Annotated in this window: 9 protein-coding genes and 1 pseudogene; 2 read left to right on the forward strand and 8 right to left on the reverse strand. The window is 70.4% G+C overall.

The features are described from left to right. Positions 1–474 (forward strand): annotated as a pseudogene (locus E1281_RS40470) (radical SAM protein); the annotation flags it as partial. A gap of 30 nt (positions 475–504) precedes the next feature. Here E1281_RS40470 and fxsT (E1281_RS25220) read toward each other — a convergent pair. The 6 genes from fxsT (E1281_RS25220) to E1281_RS25250 all read right to left on the reverse strand — a co-directional run bounded on the left by fxsT (E1281_RS25220) (position 505) and on the right by E1281_RS25250 (position 11,131). Continuing rightward, positions 505–4,668, reverse strand: coding sequence for an FxSxx-COOH system tetratricopeptide repeat protein (gene fxsT, locus E1281_RS25220; RefSeq protein ID WP_165959091.1), 4,164 nt, complete (start codon positions 4,666–4,668; stop codon positions 505–507). Continuing rightward, positions 4,665–5,687: an ATP-binding protein gene (locus E1281_RS25230; RefSeq protein WP_131882150.1), complete on the reverse strand. Its 1,023-nt coding sequence runs from the start codon at positions 5,685–5,687 to the stop codon at positions 4,665–4,667. The genes fxsT (E1281_RS25220) and E1281_RS25230 overlap by 4 nt, the downstream gene beginning before the upstream one ends. Positions 5,688–5,710: 23 nt before the next feature. Beyond that, positions 5,711–7,189 carry a hypothetical protein gene (locus E1281_RS25235; RefSeq protein ID WP_131882151.1) on the reverse strand — a complete coding sequence of 493 codons (1,479 nt, stop codon included), beginning with the start codon at positions 7,187–7,189 and terminating at the stop codon, positions 5,711–5,713. Between the two features lie 199 nt (positions 7,190–7,388). After that, the gene (locus E1281_RS25240) at positions 7,389–8,765 is read right to left on the reverse strand and encodes an MFS transporter (protein ID WP_131882152.1); all 1,377 of its coding nucleotides are present in this window, start codon (positions 8,763–8,765) and stop codon (positions 7,389–7,391) included. A 326-nt stretch (positions 8,766–9,091) separates the two neighbouring features. After that, positions 9,092–10,765 (reverse strand): tetratricopeptide repeat protein, encoded by a 1,674-nt coding sequence (locus E1281_RS25245; protein ID WP_131882153.1) that lies wholly within the window; start codon positions 10,763–10,765, stop codon positions 9,092–9,094. Positions 10,766–10,939: 174 nt separating this feature from the next. Beyond that, positions 10,940–11,131: a hypothetical protein gene (locus E1281_RS25250; protein ID WP_131882154.1), complete on the reverse strand. Its 192-nt coding sequence runs from the start codon at positions 11,129–11,131 to the stop codon at positions 10,940–10,942. A 293-nt stretch (positions 11,132–11,424) separates the two neighbouring features. Here E1281_RS25250 and fxsT (E1281_RS25255) point away from each other — a divergent pair, with 293 nt between their 5' ends. Next, entirely contained in the window at positions 11,425–13,947 is a 2,523-nt protein-coding gene (gene fxsT, locus E1281_RS25255; protein WP_131882155.1) for an FxSxx-COOH system tetratricopeptide repeat protein, read from the forward strand. A gap of 20 nt (positions 13,948–13,967) precedes the next feature. Here the strand turns inward: fxsT (E1281_RS25255) and E1281_RS25260 are convergent, their stop codons facing one another. Together E1281_RS25260 and E1281_RS25265 are read right to left on the reverse strand one after the other, a co-directional pair. Then, positions 13,968–15,209, reverse strand: coding sequence for an FxsB family cyclophane-forming radical SAM/SPASM peptide maturase (locus E1281_RS25260; RefSeq protein ID WP_243717382.1), 1,242 nt, complete (start codon positions 15,207–15,209; stop codon positions 13,968–13,970). Between the two features lie 72 nt (positions 15,210–15,281). Continuing rightward, positions 15,282–15,782, reverse strand: a 501-nt coding sequence (locus E1281_RS25265; protein WP_243717384.1) for a GNAT family protein, incomplete at its 5' end; no start/stop codon positions are given.

Below are 15,782 nucleotides of genomic sequence, written 5' to 3' on the forward strand. Positions count from 1 at the left end.
GTCTTCGACCGCTGGTACCGGGCACCGCGCAAGGAGACCGGCGTCCGGCTGTTCGAGGAGATCATCAATCTGCTGCTCGGCGGGCAGAGCCGGAGCGAGAACATCGGGCTGTCCCCGGTCGCCATGCTCGTGGTCGACACCGACGGAACGCTCCAGCAGGTCGACACGCTGAAGAGCTCGTACGACGGCGCGCCCGAGACCGGACTCACCGTCTTCGACCACCGTTTCGACGACGCCATGTGGCATCCGGGCGTGGTCGCGCGCCAGATCGGCCTCGCGGCGCTGTCGCCGACCTGCGCGACCTGCGCGGTGCGCGACATCTGCGGCGGCGGCGCCTACGCGCACCGGTACCGCGAAGGCCACGGCTACCTCAACCCGTCGGTGTACTGCCCGGACCTGATGAAGCTGATCGGCCACATCGGCCGGACGGTCCAGCACGACCTCGCCCTCGCCCAGCCCGCCGCGGGCCGCTGACCCGCCGGACCGCCCCGCGAGGCCGCGGCCTCACAGGGCGGTGGGCTCGATGTCGCACTCCAGCGGTTCGCCGCGCCGGGCGGCTTGGACCTCCGGATGGTCGCGACCGAGCACGAGCCGCAGCGAGTCCAGTACCGATTCGATGCCGCGCTCCCGGTCGCCGCCCATCGCGGCCCGGGCGCGCTCCAGGTTGAGCGTGACGGCCAGCGCGTAGGGGTGCCGCTCGCCGAGCGAGCCGGCCAGCTTCTCCCGCGCCTCGGACAGCAACCGTACCGCGGCCTCCATCTCACCGAGCAGGTAGTAGTCGTTGGCCAGTCCCGCCTTGGCGCACAACGCGTAGTAGTGGTCGGGACCGAGCACTCCGGCTTCGAGCTTCGACAGCGCCGCCTGGTCGGTCTCCTGCGCCTCGTACGCCTCCGCCAGCCGCCGCAGGACGACCGCCCGGTCGATGGCGCAGACGAGGACGAAGGGGTGCTCCTCCCCCATCTCCTGCCGGTAGGCGGCCAGCGCCTCGTCGATGAGCGGCAGCGCCTCGGCGGGCCTGCCAGCGGCGTTGGTGGTGAGCGCGAGGCAGACCTTGCTGGCCAGCGTGTTCGGATGCCTCTCACCGAACCGGCGGACGTAGGCGGTGAAGGTCTCGGCCGCCAGGCGGTGCGCCTCCTGGAACCGGCCGAGTTTGCGCAGCGTGCCCGCGTGGCTCATCTTCGCCTGGAGGACCATCGCGTGCCCGGGGCCGAGGACCGGTCGCAGGTTGCCCAGGCTCTCGGCCTGCATCTCGTAGGCGCTTCCATACCGTCCCAGCGCGTGCAGGTCCCGCGCGAGGTTGTGGGTCGTGCGAAAACGCTGCCGGTAGGGCTGGCCGGGCTCCGCCTGCCTGCGCCACACCTCCAGGTCGATGTCGTAGGCGGCCTGGAACTCGCCGAGAATCCGCCGGTCGAGCGCGAGGTTGCCGGCGGCGACCTGCGTCTTGGGATCCGCGTCCGTATGGAGCTGGCGCATGCGCAGCCAGGCGTCGAGGTCGATCTGGTAGGCCCGGCGGAAGTCGCCGAGGAAACGCAGGTCGGCGCCGAATCCCGTGGCGGCGAAGAGGGTCTGCATGTGGTCGATACCGAACTTCCTGCGCGTCCGCGTGAGGTTGTCCTCGCTCAGTGCGGCGGCCGCCCGGTTGTCGCCCAGGCCGCGCAGGGCGTTCGCCAGGACGCGGGAGATGTCCAGGACCGCGTCGTCGTCGGGCCCGTACCGCCGCATCCACCGGTCTATGGCGATCTCGGCGAGGTGCCGGCTGCCCTCGTACTCGCCCGACTGGTACAGGAACTTCGCCTGGTCGATGCCCACGAGCCGGATGTCCAGGCCGTCCGCGTCGAAGACACCCGACGGGACGACGTGCGGCGTGATCTCGGAGCGGCGTTCCCAGGTCGACTCCACCTCCGGCTCCTCGTCCGGGGTCGCCGCGGCGAGGATCCCGTGGACGAGCCCCTGGACGCGGCGCCGGCCGTCGTCACCGAGCCGGTCGTTGAGGATGGTCCGGACGAGCCGGTGGACCTGGAGCGTGGCCGACTCCTCGTCGAACCTGGCGAGGGAGAAGCGGGCGATGGTCTCCATGGCCGCGCGGAGCCGCGCCTCACCGGCCAGCAGCGCAGCCAGATCGCCGGGCAGCGCGGCCTCGCGGCCCGCTGCCAGCAGCCGGCAGGACACCGGTTCGGGGTCGAAGACGGCCCACAGCTCCAGGAGTCCCCAGGCGACCGGATCCTGCTCCTGGAGCAGGTCGAGGTTCATGCTCACGCACGCCGCCAGCGTCCCCGGAAGGTCCTCGCCGGCCGGGTCCGCCGTCGCGGCGTCGCCCAGCCGCAGCTCGAACAGCCGCAGGTAGTCCTCCACGGTGCCGCCGGTCACCGCCTGCCACGCCGCGGCCTGGTGGACGGCCAGGGGGAGGTCCCCCACCCGCTCGGAGAGCAGATCGGCCTCGGCCACCGACAGCCGCGGCGCCAGGCGCCGGAGCAGCGCGATGCTCTCCTGCCGTTCGAAGACGTCGACATCCACGACGGAGGCGTGCCGTTCCCAGCCGCGGTCGCGCGACGTCACCAGCACGTGCTGGCCGGGCCGGAGGCCCGCGCCGGGCCCGCCCACCGCCAGCGGGGTCAGCGGGACGATCTGCTCGGGATCCTGCGCGTTGTCGTAGATGAGCAGCCACCGCGCGTAGGGCCGCACGGTGCGCAGCGCACGCAGGACGCCGTCGACGGTCTCCTTGATGTCGTCGCTCATCGGCATGCCGAGCCGACGGGCCAGCGACGCCAGCGAAGCACGGGCCGAGGTCGTCTGCTCGGCCGGAATCCACCACACCAGGTCGTAGTCGTCGGCATGGCGGTAGGCGTACTCCACGGCCAGGTTGGACTTGCCCTCTCCCCCCATGCCCGACGGGAGGAGCGCGGCCATGCCCTCGCGCAGCGCCGCCCGGACCGCCGCGAGCAGGCGGTCGCGCCCGATGAAGTCCTGGTTGCGGGGCGGCAGCGCGCTGCGCGGCACCGGCACCGGTTCCGGGCCCGCGGGCGGGCCCGTCGTCGTCACGGAGGTCGTCAGCGTGGCATCGACGCCGTCCTCGTCCGGATCGGCGGCGGCCTCGCTCGTCAGCCGCCTCGCCATCTCGCGGTACGGCCCGCCGAGACCCGCCAGCGCCTGGACCGCCACCTGCGCGAACGGCAGGTCGGGCGGAAGCTGCGCCTCGCCCCGGCTCACCGCGGCGAGCAGCGCCGGAAAGTCCAGGGACGAGCCGATGCGGTCACGGACGACACTCCACACCGCGCGCAGCACCTGGTGGACCTCGCGCCGGCGCAGGCCCTGGAGCAGGATCTCCCGGACCCCGTCGTGGAACTCGTAGACGATCTCCTCCTCGCCGCCGTCGGCCGGGCGGCCGACCATCCGCAGCATGCCGCTGAGGAAGACCTCGGCCAGGTCGGCCGACGTGGAGGTCGGAAGCATCGCCCGCTGCACCAGGCGCATGATGGGCAGCCGCAAAGGGGCGGCCGCGAGGTAGGTGGCGAGCTTGAAGGCCGCGGGGGACGAGGAGGCCCGGAACTGCTTGACCCGCATCTCCGGCGACACGTCGCCGGGGCCGGTCTCGATTGCCGGCGGGTGCGCCGCGGGCCGCCCGGTGAACAGCGCGGCGCCCATGATGTCCTGGCCGCCGCGGGCGACCATCTCCGCCCAGGACCGCAGCCACCGCTCGCTGAGCTCGACCACCGGGATCGGGATGCCCTCCCCCTCGGGACGATCGCCGGGCAGCTGCGGCGCCGGCCGCACCACGGTCAGCTGCTCGTTGACCACTCCCGGCCCGGACGCGCCGAAGCGCACCGGCTCGATGGCCGCCCCGGTCCGCCACCACAGGCGCTGGGGCAGCGGCTGGGCGATGGCGACGGTCCCGGCGCGGCCCCAGCGGTCGAGCAGCGAGGCGGCCCTCCCGTCCCGCCACGCCGCGCCGATGCAGTCGCTGACGACCAGGATGAGGCGCCGGTGCGTCGGGTCGACCAGCTCGTCGGGATCGCGCTCGGCCCCGACCCCGAAGGCCGAGCCGGTGCGCAGCGACAGCCGGTGCGCACCGGAGTCCAGGTACCAGGTCGTCAGGTCGCGGAACGCGCCGAGGTGTTGCAGCAGCAGCCGCAACTCCTCGACGGTCTGCCGCCAGACGACCATCGAGGGGCCGACGTCCGCGATCAGGGCGAGATCGTGCCGGCGCTCATGCGCCGGGACCATGACGGGTTCGCACACCCCGGTCTCCGCGATGCGCTGCGCGGTCGCCGACTCGTCGAGAAGCCTGCGGGTCAGCGACGGGACGGTCGCGCGCAGCGGACGCAGAGCCCGGGACAGGGGAAGCGCGCCCGACAGCGCCGGAACAACGGGCATGCGGACCGGGATCGCGGTGGCGGGCACATCCTGCTCGGCCAGATAGAGCCCCGCCTCCGCGGTCCGCGGAGGCGGGGTCCCGCGGGCGGGCGTCGCGGGCGGATCGGCCGGCCCGGCCGGCGGAGCGGCCGGGCCGAGCGACTCGCCTCGGGCCGGCCCCCCGGGGCCGTCCACCGCCTGGTGGGCGGTGTCCTCGTGGGTCCGGAACCAGTCGGCGAGCCACAGCGCGTCCGCCAGCTCGGTGGCCGAGGGGTGCGGGTCGAGCGCTCCGAAGGCCTCGACAAGCCGGTCGATCATCCCGCGCCGGGCCGCTCGATCGGGCGGAGCACGGTGTTGAGGATCTCCTCCAGCTTGGTCTCGGGCGGCCTGCTCCCGGAGGTGGCGAGGTAGACGGCGTTGAGGAGCTGGTCGGTGGCGAGCGCGCCGTCGGCGCGGCGGGCCAGGAAGTCCTCGATGAGCCGGTCGCTGGCCGCCCTGGCGTCCACGCCGAGATGGGCCTCGATGATCTCGGCGAGCCGTTCCCGGCCGGGCGGCTCGATCACCAGCCGGACGCACCGGCGCAGGAACGCGGGCGGGAACTCGCGCTCCCCGTTGCTGGTGATGATGACGATGGGAAAGTTCCCGCACCGCACCTCACCGCGGTCGATCGGGACCCGCGGACCGCCGTCCGCGGTCATCACGTGGATCCGCGACTGCTCCTCGGGGAGCCGCTGCAGCTCCAGGACGGTGAATCTGCCCTCCTCGAACACGTTGAGCAGGTCGTTCGGCAGATCGATGTTGCTCTTGTCCAGCTCGTCGATCAGGAGGACCCGGGGCACGTCACCGGGCAGGAGCGCGGTGCCGAGCGGGCCGAGGCGGATGTAGCGGCCGATGTCCGGCGGCTCGGGCGGCCGGCCGTCGTCGCCCGCCCCCCGCAGGCTGGTCTCGTGCAGCCGGCCGATCGCGTCGTAGTCGTAGAGCCCGGTCTCGAGCGTGGTGGTGCTCGTGATCGGCCAGTACAGGACCGACCCGAGCCCGAGCTCGTAGGCGACGTTGTGGGCGAGGGTGGACTTCCCGGACCCGGGCTTACCCGTCACCAGCAACGGGCGCCGCAGCAGGATGGCCGCATTGACCCGGTCGATGACCGACTCGTCCGGCCGGTAGGAGATCGCCTGCTGCAGGTCCCGCTGCCTGCGCCCCCCGGCCCCGTCGTCCGGGCTGAACCGGCGCCACGGCGGGGGCTGCGGCAGCCGCCGCACCCGGTCGTGCGGCCGACTGTCCCCCCGGTAGATGCGCCAGGTGCCCGACGGGTCGCTGTGGTCGTGTTCTGTCGTCATGGACGCCTTCCGGAAGTACGGTCCTACGCGGGGGGTTGGAGCCGCACGTACGGCTCGGGAATGCGGTCGGCATCGTCGAACACCAGCGTCAGATGCAGACCGAGGTGTCCGGATCCGGCGCCCTCGTGCTTGCCGGACAGTGCGCGCCGGCGCAGTTCCATCGTCCGGCGCGGGAGGCTGGTCACGTCGTCCGCCATCAGGTCCTTGACCTCCCTGACGAACTGGGCGGGATCACGCCCGTCCCGGCACCAGGCGACGACGGGGATGCCGGCGAGCAGCCCGACCCAGTGCTCGTCCGTCTCGTCGCTCGTGTCGCCCCACGGCGGGAAGGCCAGCGCGAGGACGGCCGTGGACGCCTCCGACAGGGTGGAGAAGAGCTCCTCCTTGCCGTATTCGCCGCGACGGGTCACCGTGCAGACCGGCGCGCCGACCGAATGGCCGGACAGCCATTTCCATTTGTGCCGCCAGTCGTGGTGGATCGCGGCCAGGCGCATCCGGTCCAGGCTGCGCACGACCACCGGATACCGGATGCCGATGCGGTGCTCGAAGCCGCCGATATTGATCATTTCCTGCTCGAACGGGTGGCCCAGCAGCGTGCGGGGCAGGACGAACTCGATCGTGAGGTCGGGGCTGGGGCGGCCGACCACCGAGCTCTCCGAGGTGAGCAGCCGTTCCAGCAGTTCGGGGATACGGCCGAGCGGCAGCGCCTCGTCGCTGCACTCCAGCGTGCTGCCGGGTTCGCGGCCCACCTGCATCCACGCCGTCACCAGGTAGCGGTCCGCCTCGAGCGCGTCGGGCATGCATTCGATGATCAGGTGGTTGGCGGACGGTTCGGGCTCGCTCCGCGCGGCCAGCGCGGCACGGCGCCCCTCGAAGAGCGCGCCGTCCAGTCCCTGCGCCACGACCTGGCGCTGCACCCAGTCGCGGAACGCGGGCGCCGTCGGATAGCCCGCGTCCTCGGCCAGGTCGTTGACGAACCGCAGCAGCGGAGGCGTACCGTCGGCGCCCGCGGGCATCTCCTCCAGCAGGGCGACGACGTCGTGCAGGCTGCGGAACTCGCGGTCGAGCGTCGGCCGGGCCGGACCGACCGCCCGCCGGTAGAGCATCGGGAACCTGCCCAGGTGGGTCGAACCGGGATCCACCCGTTCAAGCCACGTGATCAGTTCGTGAAGCGCACGCCGTTCGTCCCGGCCGAGCCATGGTTCGGGGAGCAGTTCGGTGACGAGTTCGTCGAGCGCCCGGACCGACCGCCGGTTCGGATAGAACGTCTGCAGGATCCGCACAAGCGCCTGCGCCGCTCCCGGATGATCGAGAAGGGCCCCGACAAGCGCCCACACATCGAGCATTTCCTTGTCGTGGCCGACATAGTCCAGCCGGTGTCCGAGGTCGCGCTCCAGCGCCGACAGATGGAGCGCGCGCTCCCGCTGGACGCTCATCGCGTCGATGCGCAGGATCGCCTCGACGAGCCGATGCTGATCCTCGACATTCAGCGACGTGATCAAACGCTCCGCCTCCGACCGAAAGATGACCGAAAGAATGCCAGTCGAGTTCGACGCAGGAAAGCCTACTCCGCACGGGCGCGGGAAGCGGATGCCGAATCGTCACCGGGGAAGCGGCCGGAATAGGACGCCGCGAATGTGTCACCCTGCACAGTGCGCACAGCCGGCGTGCGCAGCACGCCGAAGTATCCGCGAGGGAAGGTTATGCGTCCCCGCCCACGGGTACCGCGGCGCTGGCGACGGGCACCCTTTCGTCGGTCGCGTGGGCGTTCTGCCCGGTCTCCTTGGCGGGGCCCGGCTTCCGAGGCGGGCGAGGTTCGCGTACCAGTGCGGGCACCGCGATCCCGATCACGATGAATGCGGCGGTCACCAGAACCGCGGTGGGCCGGGTCCCGAGGGCCGCGATCACATAACCACCGGCGAAGGCGCCGAGCGTCACCGCGCCGGTCGTCAGGAACTGACTGACACCCTCCACGCGGCCCAGAACGCCGCGGGGAATGACCCTGCCCTGGTGCATCGCAAGAGCGACGTTGATGTAAGCCCCCGTGAAGCTACAGGCGCCCCAAGCGCACATACCGATCATCGGATCGCTCACAAGGGCGACGACCAGGAGAAAGGGAATCCAGAGCGCAACGCAGTATTGGACCGTGACCACGGGTGTGAGGCGCCGCACCATGGCGGGCGCGGTGAGCGCGCCCAGGAATCCGCTGACGCCGGACGTCGCCAGCATCGTGCCGATGATGGATCCGGAGATCTGCCGCCGCTCGGCCTCGACGACCAGCAGGAGCACGACGATCTGAAACCCGGTGTTGGCAATCGCGCAGACGCCGAGCGAAACGGATAGGAACCGGTCGCGGTATATCCAGCGCACTCCCTCTAGGAAGGATCTGAGGACTCTGTCCTTCGAGATGTTCAGCGCTCTTTTATGCTGGGTTCCCAGCGACTTGCGTCTCCCCTTGAGGAACAGCAGGGATATCACCGAGACAAGCGATGTCAACGCGTCGAGCAGGTAAGGAAAGGTGCGTCCGGCCGCGAACAGTATCCCGCCGACCGGACGTCCGAGAACCAGGGCCAGATGATGTCGGGCCTCACTCTTGCCCAATGCGCTCTCGGCCTCGCCGTCCGGTACGACATAGCGGACCGCGGCGAGTTCGGCTATCCGGAAGAAGACGGCGCACGAGCCGTCGATCACCGCCGCCAGCAGGAGGAAGAACCAGGGCTCGTCGGCGGTGAGCAGAGCGATGACCAGGACGATCGAATTGACCACCCGGAACATCTGGCTCACCAGCATGATCCGCCAGCGGTCGAAGCGATCGACGATCAGCCCGACCGGAAGGTGCAGGAACAATCCCGGCAGCGTGCTCGCGGCCGCCACCCAGCCCGCGACGATCGGCGAGCCCGTCAGCGCCAGCGCCAGCAGGGGATTGGCCGCGGCGGCACCGAGCGTGCCCAACTGCGAGAACACCGACCCGCCGAGCAGCAGGCGGAAATCACGACGCCAGTAATCGTCCCGCGCACCATTGGACTCGGCTGCCCCGCCACCATCCTGAAGCTTCCATTCCGAAGAGGCGGCGGTCACCTTCTGACTTCTCCTCGTTTCGGACCGTGGCCATCGTCACGGTCCTCGCTTCTCCTTGTTTCGGACCGTGATCATCGCCCCGGCCCCCGACCTCCACATGCATCGTCGACGTACCCCGGCAAAAGCGACACAAGGTCATACCGGACGCAAAATTCCGCCAGCAGTAGCCAAAACGCCCATCCCCCTTTCAGGAGGGACGGGCAGGCGGCTGCCAGAGCAGGAATCCTAGCAGCAGCACGTTTTTCGCTTCACCGCTATCACGACCATGGCCAGACTTTCCCATACGGGGACAAAGAAGAACATCGACCGCCGAAGGGCGAAAGCATCTACGCAATGCCGGACAAAGTCCGCTTGGCCATGAGCGCTTCCCGGTTGCAGCTGTCACGGCCGAGGACGTCCTCGAACACCGCACGGGCGGCGCGCGTCCGCCCCGATATCCAGAGGGCCCGTCCGAGGGCGGCCTGGATCGAGAGTTCGTGCGGAAGCCGGCCGGCCGCCGCACGGAGGTGGCGCACGGCCTCACCGGGGTCATGCATCAGGAGAATTCGACCGATTCCGGTCAGGAGCCAGCCGACTGCGGCGTTGTCCGGGATCGCCTCGAAGACCGCCGCGGCCTCCCGGTAGTGCACGACGGCCGCCTCCGCGTCCCCGCGCTCGTAGGCGATGTCGCCGAGGAAGGTCGTCGCGTCGGCGAGCACTCTGAGATCGCCTTCGGCGCAGGCCCGGGTCGCCGCCTCCGCATGGCGGCGCGCACGTTCGGGGTCGCGGTCCGACAGCGCCCGGTACGCCTGACGCAGGCGTGCGGCGGGCCCCGGCCTGCGGATGGGGACCGCGCCCTCGCCGATCTGCTCGATGGCTTCGATGAGCCTGGGATGCAGCAGCTCGTAGTACAGATCCCCCTCTCGGACCCGACTCCGGATGAGGTGCGCGTCCTGCACCGCGTCGACGACCGCTTCGGGCACGCTCTCGCGCGCACGCGCCGCGGGAACGCCCGCGAGCCCCTCCGGCCCGCCGAACGTGGAACGGAACCAGGAGTTGAGGGTGCCCGCCGGGAGGCTGTGGTCGGCGGCGATCGTGGAAAGGTTCTGCTCGCAGAAATCCTTCAGGACGAGGTTCACCTCGGCACGCAACCGCTCCGTCGCCATCTCGGCGTCGTCGCCGGACAGCGGCCCCCAGAGGGCCCCGCGCACGAGGTGGAGCAGCAGGAGCCGCAGCAGGGCCGGCTGGATGCGCGAGGTGGTCTGGATGCTGCCTCCGGCCCGTATCGTCCGGAGCTCTCGCACCAGTGCCCCGGCGGCGGGCTCGCCGGGGCGGCCGGTGCGACGCAGCGGCCCCTCAAGGACTTCGCTCGCCGCCCGGGGCGTCAGAGGCCCGAGCGTGTAGGTGACGGGTTGCGCCTGGACGAGGCTGCCGGCCAGTTCCCTCGCCTCGTCGAGGCGGTCGCCGCGGACGACGAGGAGCAGGTGCAGGTCGGGCACATCGCGCATGGCCGCTGTCAGCTCGTCGAGGAAGCCCAGGCGATGCCGCTCGTACCTGCCGGAGGCGCCCAGCATCACCTCGGCTCCGTCGATGGCCCCGAGCATCGGCAGCCGGTCGCCGAACCGGTCCAGGCGGCGGTGCTTGCGCAAGAAGGTCCCTATCGGCACCTCGGAGATCTGGACCGGTGATTCGGGCGTGTACCACGAGCCCAGGACCGCGAGCCGGAACGGATCGTGCTCGGCCAGTGCCGCCACGGGGAACGACGGCCGTTGCGCCATGTGGGCCATCGGGAGCACATGTGCGCCCTTCGCACCCAACAACGGGATCGCGCCCGAGGACAGCAACGAGCTCTTGCCGATCCCGGCACTTCCGTGAAGCACGACGATCCGGTTGCTCGTCCATAGCCGGGCGACTTCACGGACCTCCCGATCCCTGCCGTGGAGGATCTTCCGGCCAGGTTCATCGAACGCACGCAGCTCCACCTGTGACACTTGTGAATCGAGTGGAGACTGCGCGTTCATCGTTCCGTCCCATGAGCAGGAACCGTTGGAAGATGGTGCCGGCCGGCTCACCCGAGAATAGTGCCTGATCGGCTGAACGGCCGTGCAATGCGACGATGAAGCCTTCGTCTCGGCCAGCCGAAAAGCGCGAGCCGCCCGACCGTTACCGGCGGCCGGACCACGCGCTCATCGTCCTCAGCGTGTCGGCGCCCTGGTGAGCGCGTCGTCCGAGATCGCCGGGGCGTGAGCGCACTTGTTGTCGAAGGAGCGTCCCAGCGAACCATTCCTGGTCAACTCCATCCGCATCCGCCTGAGCCCGGGGCTCCGGGCGGCCGACGAACCCATCGGGACCTCTTCGCTGGGCAGTCGGAAGGCGTACTTCGGCATCGGCCTCTCCCTGGTGTCGGCACCGCGACCTCGTCGCTTGACCTGGCGAGCCGCAATAGAGCGGCAGCCTCATAATCGCAGACGGTAAGCTCGGACACCAGATGCAAATTGGCCCGCCATTTCGGTCACTGCGAAAGAGAAGACAAGAACGACCGAAACCGGTCATCGACTCCGTGCCGCCTGACACATATCGAAATCACCGACTTCAATATACTGTCTTCAGTGGTGCATTTGCTTGACTGCGACGCGATGTGGTTCGCCCCACAGGCTCCAGCGTGACGCGAGGGGATCGAGTGATCAATTTGCAGCCCGACCAGTCGCCCAGGATTCCCCAGGTCTGGGGCAAGATCCCTCCCCGGAACAAGAACTTCACCGGCCGCACCGATCTGCTCTCACGGCTGCGCGAGGGCCTGGGCGGCCGGGTCACGGCGGTGCTGCCGCACGCGCTGCACGGCCTCGGCGGCGTGGGGAAGACCCAGATGGCGGTGGAGTACGCCCATCGCTACAAGTCCGACTACGACCTCATCTGGTGGATCCCGGCCGACCAGCCCGTCCTGGTGCGGTCCTCGCTCGCGAGCCTGGCGACCCCCCTCGGTCTTCCGTCGGCGTCGGTGAGCGGCGTCGAGGAGGCGGCCAACGCCGTCCTGGAGGCGCTGCGCCGGGGCGAGCCCTACACCGACTGGCTGCTGATCTTCGACAACGCCGACGAGCCCGAGGAGCTGACCGACATCCTGCCCCAGGGCCCGGGGCACGTGCTGATCACGTCCCGCAACCATCGCTGGGCCGGCATCGTCGACGCCCTGCCGATCGACGTGTTCACCCGTGAGGAGAGCGTGGAGTTCCTCAGCAGGCGGGTACCGAGGGGGATCACCCCGACCGACGCGGACCGGCTCGCCGAGGAGCTGGGCGACCTCCCGCTCGCCTTGGAACAGGCGGGCGCGCTCCACACCGAGACCGGCATCACCGTGTCGGAGTATCTGCGGCTGCTGGCGCAACGCACCAGCCAGCTGCTCTCCCAGGGCAAGCCGAGCGAGTACCCCGCCTCGATGACGGCGGCCTGGGCGCTGTCGGTCGCCAGCCTGGAGGAGAAGCTGCCCGAGGCGCTGGAACTCCTGCGCTACTGCGCGTTCTTCGGTCCGGAGCCGATCCCGCGGGACGCCTTCAGCAAGGTCGTGCCCGGACTGAGCCCGCGGCTCGCCGAGCTCATCAGCGACAAGATCCGGCTGGGCCGGGCCATCGGTGAACTGGGGCGCTTCGCCCTCGCGCGGCTGGACATCCCCGCCCGGACGATCCAGGTGCACCGGCTGATCCAAGCCCTCGTCCGCGACGAACTGGATCAGGCGGAGCATGACCGCCTCCGCCACGAAGTGCACCTGCTGCTGGCCAAGTACACCCCGGAGGACCCGGGCGACGTGGCGAACTGGGACACCTATCTCAACGCCCTCGGGCACCTCGGGCCGGCCGGGGTGGCGCGGTGCCAGGAGCCGGTGGTACGCACGCTCGCGCTCGACATGATCAACTTCCTGTACGCCTCGTCCGACTACGTCTCGGCCCGGGACTTCGGGCAGTCGTTCATCGACGAGTGGACCGCGAGTTCCGGCGCCGACCACGAGGACGTCCTGGCGATGAGGGTGCGGCTGGGCAACCTCCTGCGCGAACTGGGCCAGTACAACGAGGCGGCCAAGCACAACACGGAGACGCTCCAGGCGGCGGAGAAGACCCTCGGCAGCGACCACGACACGACCCTGCGCGCTCTGCGCGGACGGGCGGCCGACCTCCGGGCGAGCGGCGACTTCCAGCTGGCCCACGAGGTCAACGAGGAGGCGCTGCGCCGTTTCGAGTCGAAGTTCGGCAAGGAGGACTGGAACACCTGGCGTGCCGTCAACAGCCTGGCGCTCGACCACGGCCTCAAGAGCGACTACCTGAACGCCCGGACGCTGCTCGAAGAGGTCGTCCGCGGAGTCCACGCGGAGAGCGACGCGTCCGCCGACCCCGCTTCCTACCTCAACATCTACACCGGGCTCGCGAGGGCGGTGCGGCTCGGCGGGGACTACTCCGAGGCCTGCGACCTCGGCGAGGACGCCTACGCCTACGGCACCGAGCAGCTGGGGCCCGAACACGCCTGGACGCTGCGCACCGGCAAGGACCTGTCCATCGCGTGCCGCCGGGCGGGCGACTACCACCGCGCCCTCGAACTCGCCGAAGAGGTGCACCAGCGCTACGTGAGGACCCTGGGCCTCAACCACCCCGACACGCTGGCGGCCGCGATCTGCCTGGCGAACATCCGGCGCACGCTGGGGGAATTCCAGGAGGCCCTGGTCCTCGCGGACGACACCGTCCGCCGGTATCCGCGCGTCTACTCGGCCGAGCATCCCTACAGCCACGCCTGTGCGGGAAACCTGGCCATCCTCCGGCGGATCACCGGCGACGCGGAGGTCGCCAGGAAGATCAACGAGGAGGCGCTGGCGGGCTTGGAGGCGAAGCTGGGCCGCGACCACCACTACTCCCTCATCATCGCCCTCAACCTGGCCACCGACCTGGCCGACGTCGGCGAAGCCGAGTCGGCGTACCGGCTGTGCTCCGGCACCGTCCGGCGGCTCAGCGCACTGCTGGGCGACAACCATCCGACGACGATGTCGGCCGCCGCGAACACCGTCGCGCATCTGCGGGCCCTCGGCAGGGACGACGAGGCCGCCGAGCTGTTCGCGGCCACCGAGGAGCGTTACCGCCGCACGCTCACGCTCGAACATCCCGACGCCGAGGTCTTCCTGGAAGGACGCCGGCTGGACGTGGACTTCGACCCGCCGCCGATCTGACCGGCCCCGGCCGCCGGGGCTCAGCCCGCGGCCGCCGGCGCCGCGGCCGCCGCGACGCCCAGGTCGCGGCTGACGACGTCCCGGATGTGGCTGATCAGCTTGAACAGGTCGTGGCAGAAGACCGACGGGTTGAGGAACCCGGTACCCGTCCTGTACCGGTGCGGGTAGAGGCCGCCGCCGCAGACCTCGTGCGCCGGACAGCCCGCGCACTGCGCCGACAGTGCCCGGCGGCCGATCTGCCGCGCGGCGACGGACGGCAGCGACAGCACGGCGTCGAACGGATCACGCGACACGTGCAGCCGGGTGCCCGCGGCCCCGTCGTAGGCCGACTTCAGCGAATCGACCTGCTCGATCTCACCGTTCGTCTCGACCACGGCCACGGCCACGGGGGACAGCCCGACGGCCTCGCTCGCCGACATCCGGCCGAACAGCAGCCTGATGATCTCGCTGAACAGCCGGATGCGCACCTGGTCGGCCTCCGCGGCGTACCAGCGGTCGAAGATGGCGATGAGCCAGTCCCCGTAGGGCGTCGACTCGTCCGGTGGACGTCCCGGAGGCGGCTCGTCCCAGTTCCCGTGCGGCAGCAGGAAGTCCATCTCGGGCGGCCCGAACGAGAGCAGCGACTCGTACGTGGTGATCGGGTCGTTGCACAGTTCGATCGTGCTCAGCAGGCCCCCGAAGATGTGCCGATAGCGCGGTCCGGTCAGCCGCTCCAGCCCGTCCCGCACCGCCGCGTAGCTGCCTCGGCCGTCGGCACGGCGCCGGTGCAGGTCGTGTCCCTCCTCGTCACCGTCCACGCTCACGCCCACGGAGACGCCGTACTCGGCGAACAGGTCCAGGAACAGCTCGTCGAGCAGGACGCCGTTGGTCTGCACGCTGAACCCGACCCCCACGTCCGGCTGGCCGGCGGCCACGATCGTCTCGATCGCCTGCCGCAGGTGGTCGACGCCCGCCAGCAGCGGCTCACCGCCGTGCAGGACGACCTGCACCTCGGAAACCCGGTTCCCACGCGCGTGCTCGCAGATGCGCCGCGCCGTCCATTCGAGCACCTGCCGCGACATCCGGCGCGGCTGCCGGCGCCACCCCTGGTCGGCCATCTCGTACATGTAGCAGTAGTCGCACGCGAGGTTGCAGCGGCTGTGCACCTTGAGGATGAAGTCACGAATCGGAGTGGGCCGCCAGCCGCCTTCCAAGAGAGCGCGGACGTCCAGAGCACCCGGCCACTCCGTCACCTTGCCGGGCTCGTCTCTATGGACGCCCACCTGCTGACCCCCCGCCGAGATCAAGACGCGGCGCTGCGCTTCTATTCGTACTGGTATGTCTGGTTTGCAAGATCAATAAACGCGCGCATCCCCGCTCGTGAGGGCCCAACGTTCATGATCCCGCCACACCCCGTCGATCTTGATGAACCCGGGCGAGAACCCCTCCCTGCGGAAGCCGAGCCGCCGCACGAGCCGGATGGACGCCGCGTTCCCCGGCTGTATGTCGGCCTCGACGCGGTGCAGCCCCAGCTGCTCGAACGCGTACCGAACCGCCAGCCCGACGCCTTCGGTCACGTAACCGCGTCCCGCGTAGGGGAGAAAGGCCGCGTACCCCAGCACACCCCGTTGGTAGGAGCCACGGACGATCCCGTTGATATTGACGGTCCCCACGAGTTCCCCGCCCTCGCGCAAGCAGACGACCATCCCCACCGCCGCGACCTCGTCGAACCGCGCGAGATACCCCGCGAACTCCTCCGCGGACACCGGCAGGTTGACCCAAGGCCGATGCAGCCCGGAACTCATACGCGCCAGCTCGACGAACCGCTCCGCGTCCCCCGGCCGCACCCGCCGGAC

The sequence above is a fragment of the Actinomadura sp. KC345 genome (genome assembly GCF_004348515.1).
Lineage (GTDB): Bacteria > Actinomycetota > Actinomycetes > Streptosporangiales > Streptosporangiaceae > Spirillospora.

Coding starts and splice junctions, on each gene's coding strand:
- fxsT (WP_165959091.1), bottom strand. CDS start 4,668: ATGATCGACCGGCTTGTCGAGGCCTTCGGAGCGCTCGACCCGCACCCC.
- E1281_RS25230 (WP_131882150.1), bottom strand. CDS start 5,687: ATGACGACAGAACACGACCACAGCGACCCGTCGGGCACCTGGCGCATC.
- E1281_RS25245 (WP_131882153.1), bottom strand. CDS start 10,765: ATGAACGCGCAGTCTCCACTCGATTCACAAGTGTCACAGGTGGAGCTG.
- E1281_RS25250 (WP_131882154.1), bottom strand. CDS start 11,131: ATGCCGAAGTACGCCTTCCGACTGCCCAGCGAAGAGGTCCCGATGGGT.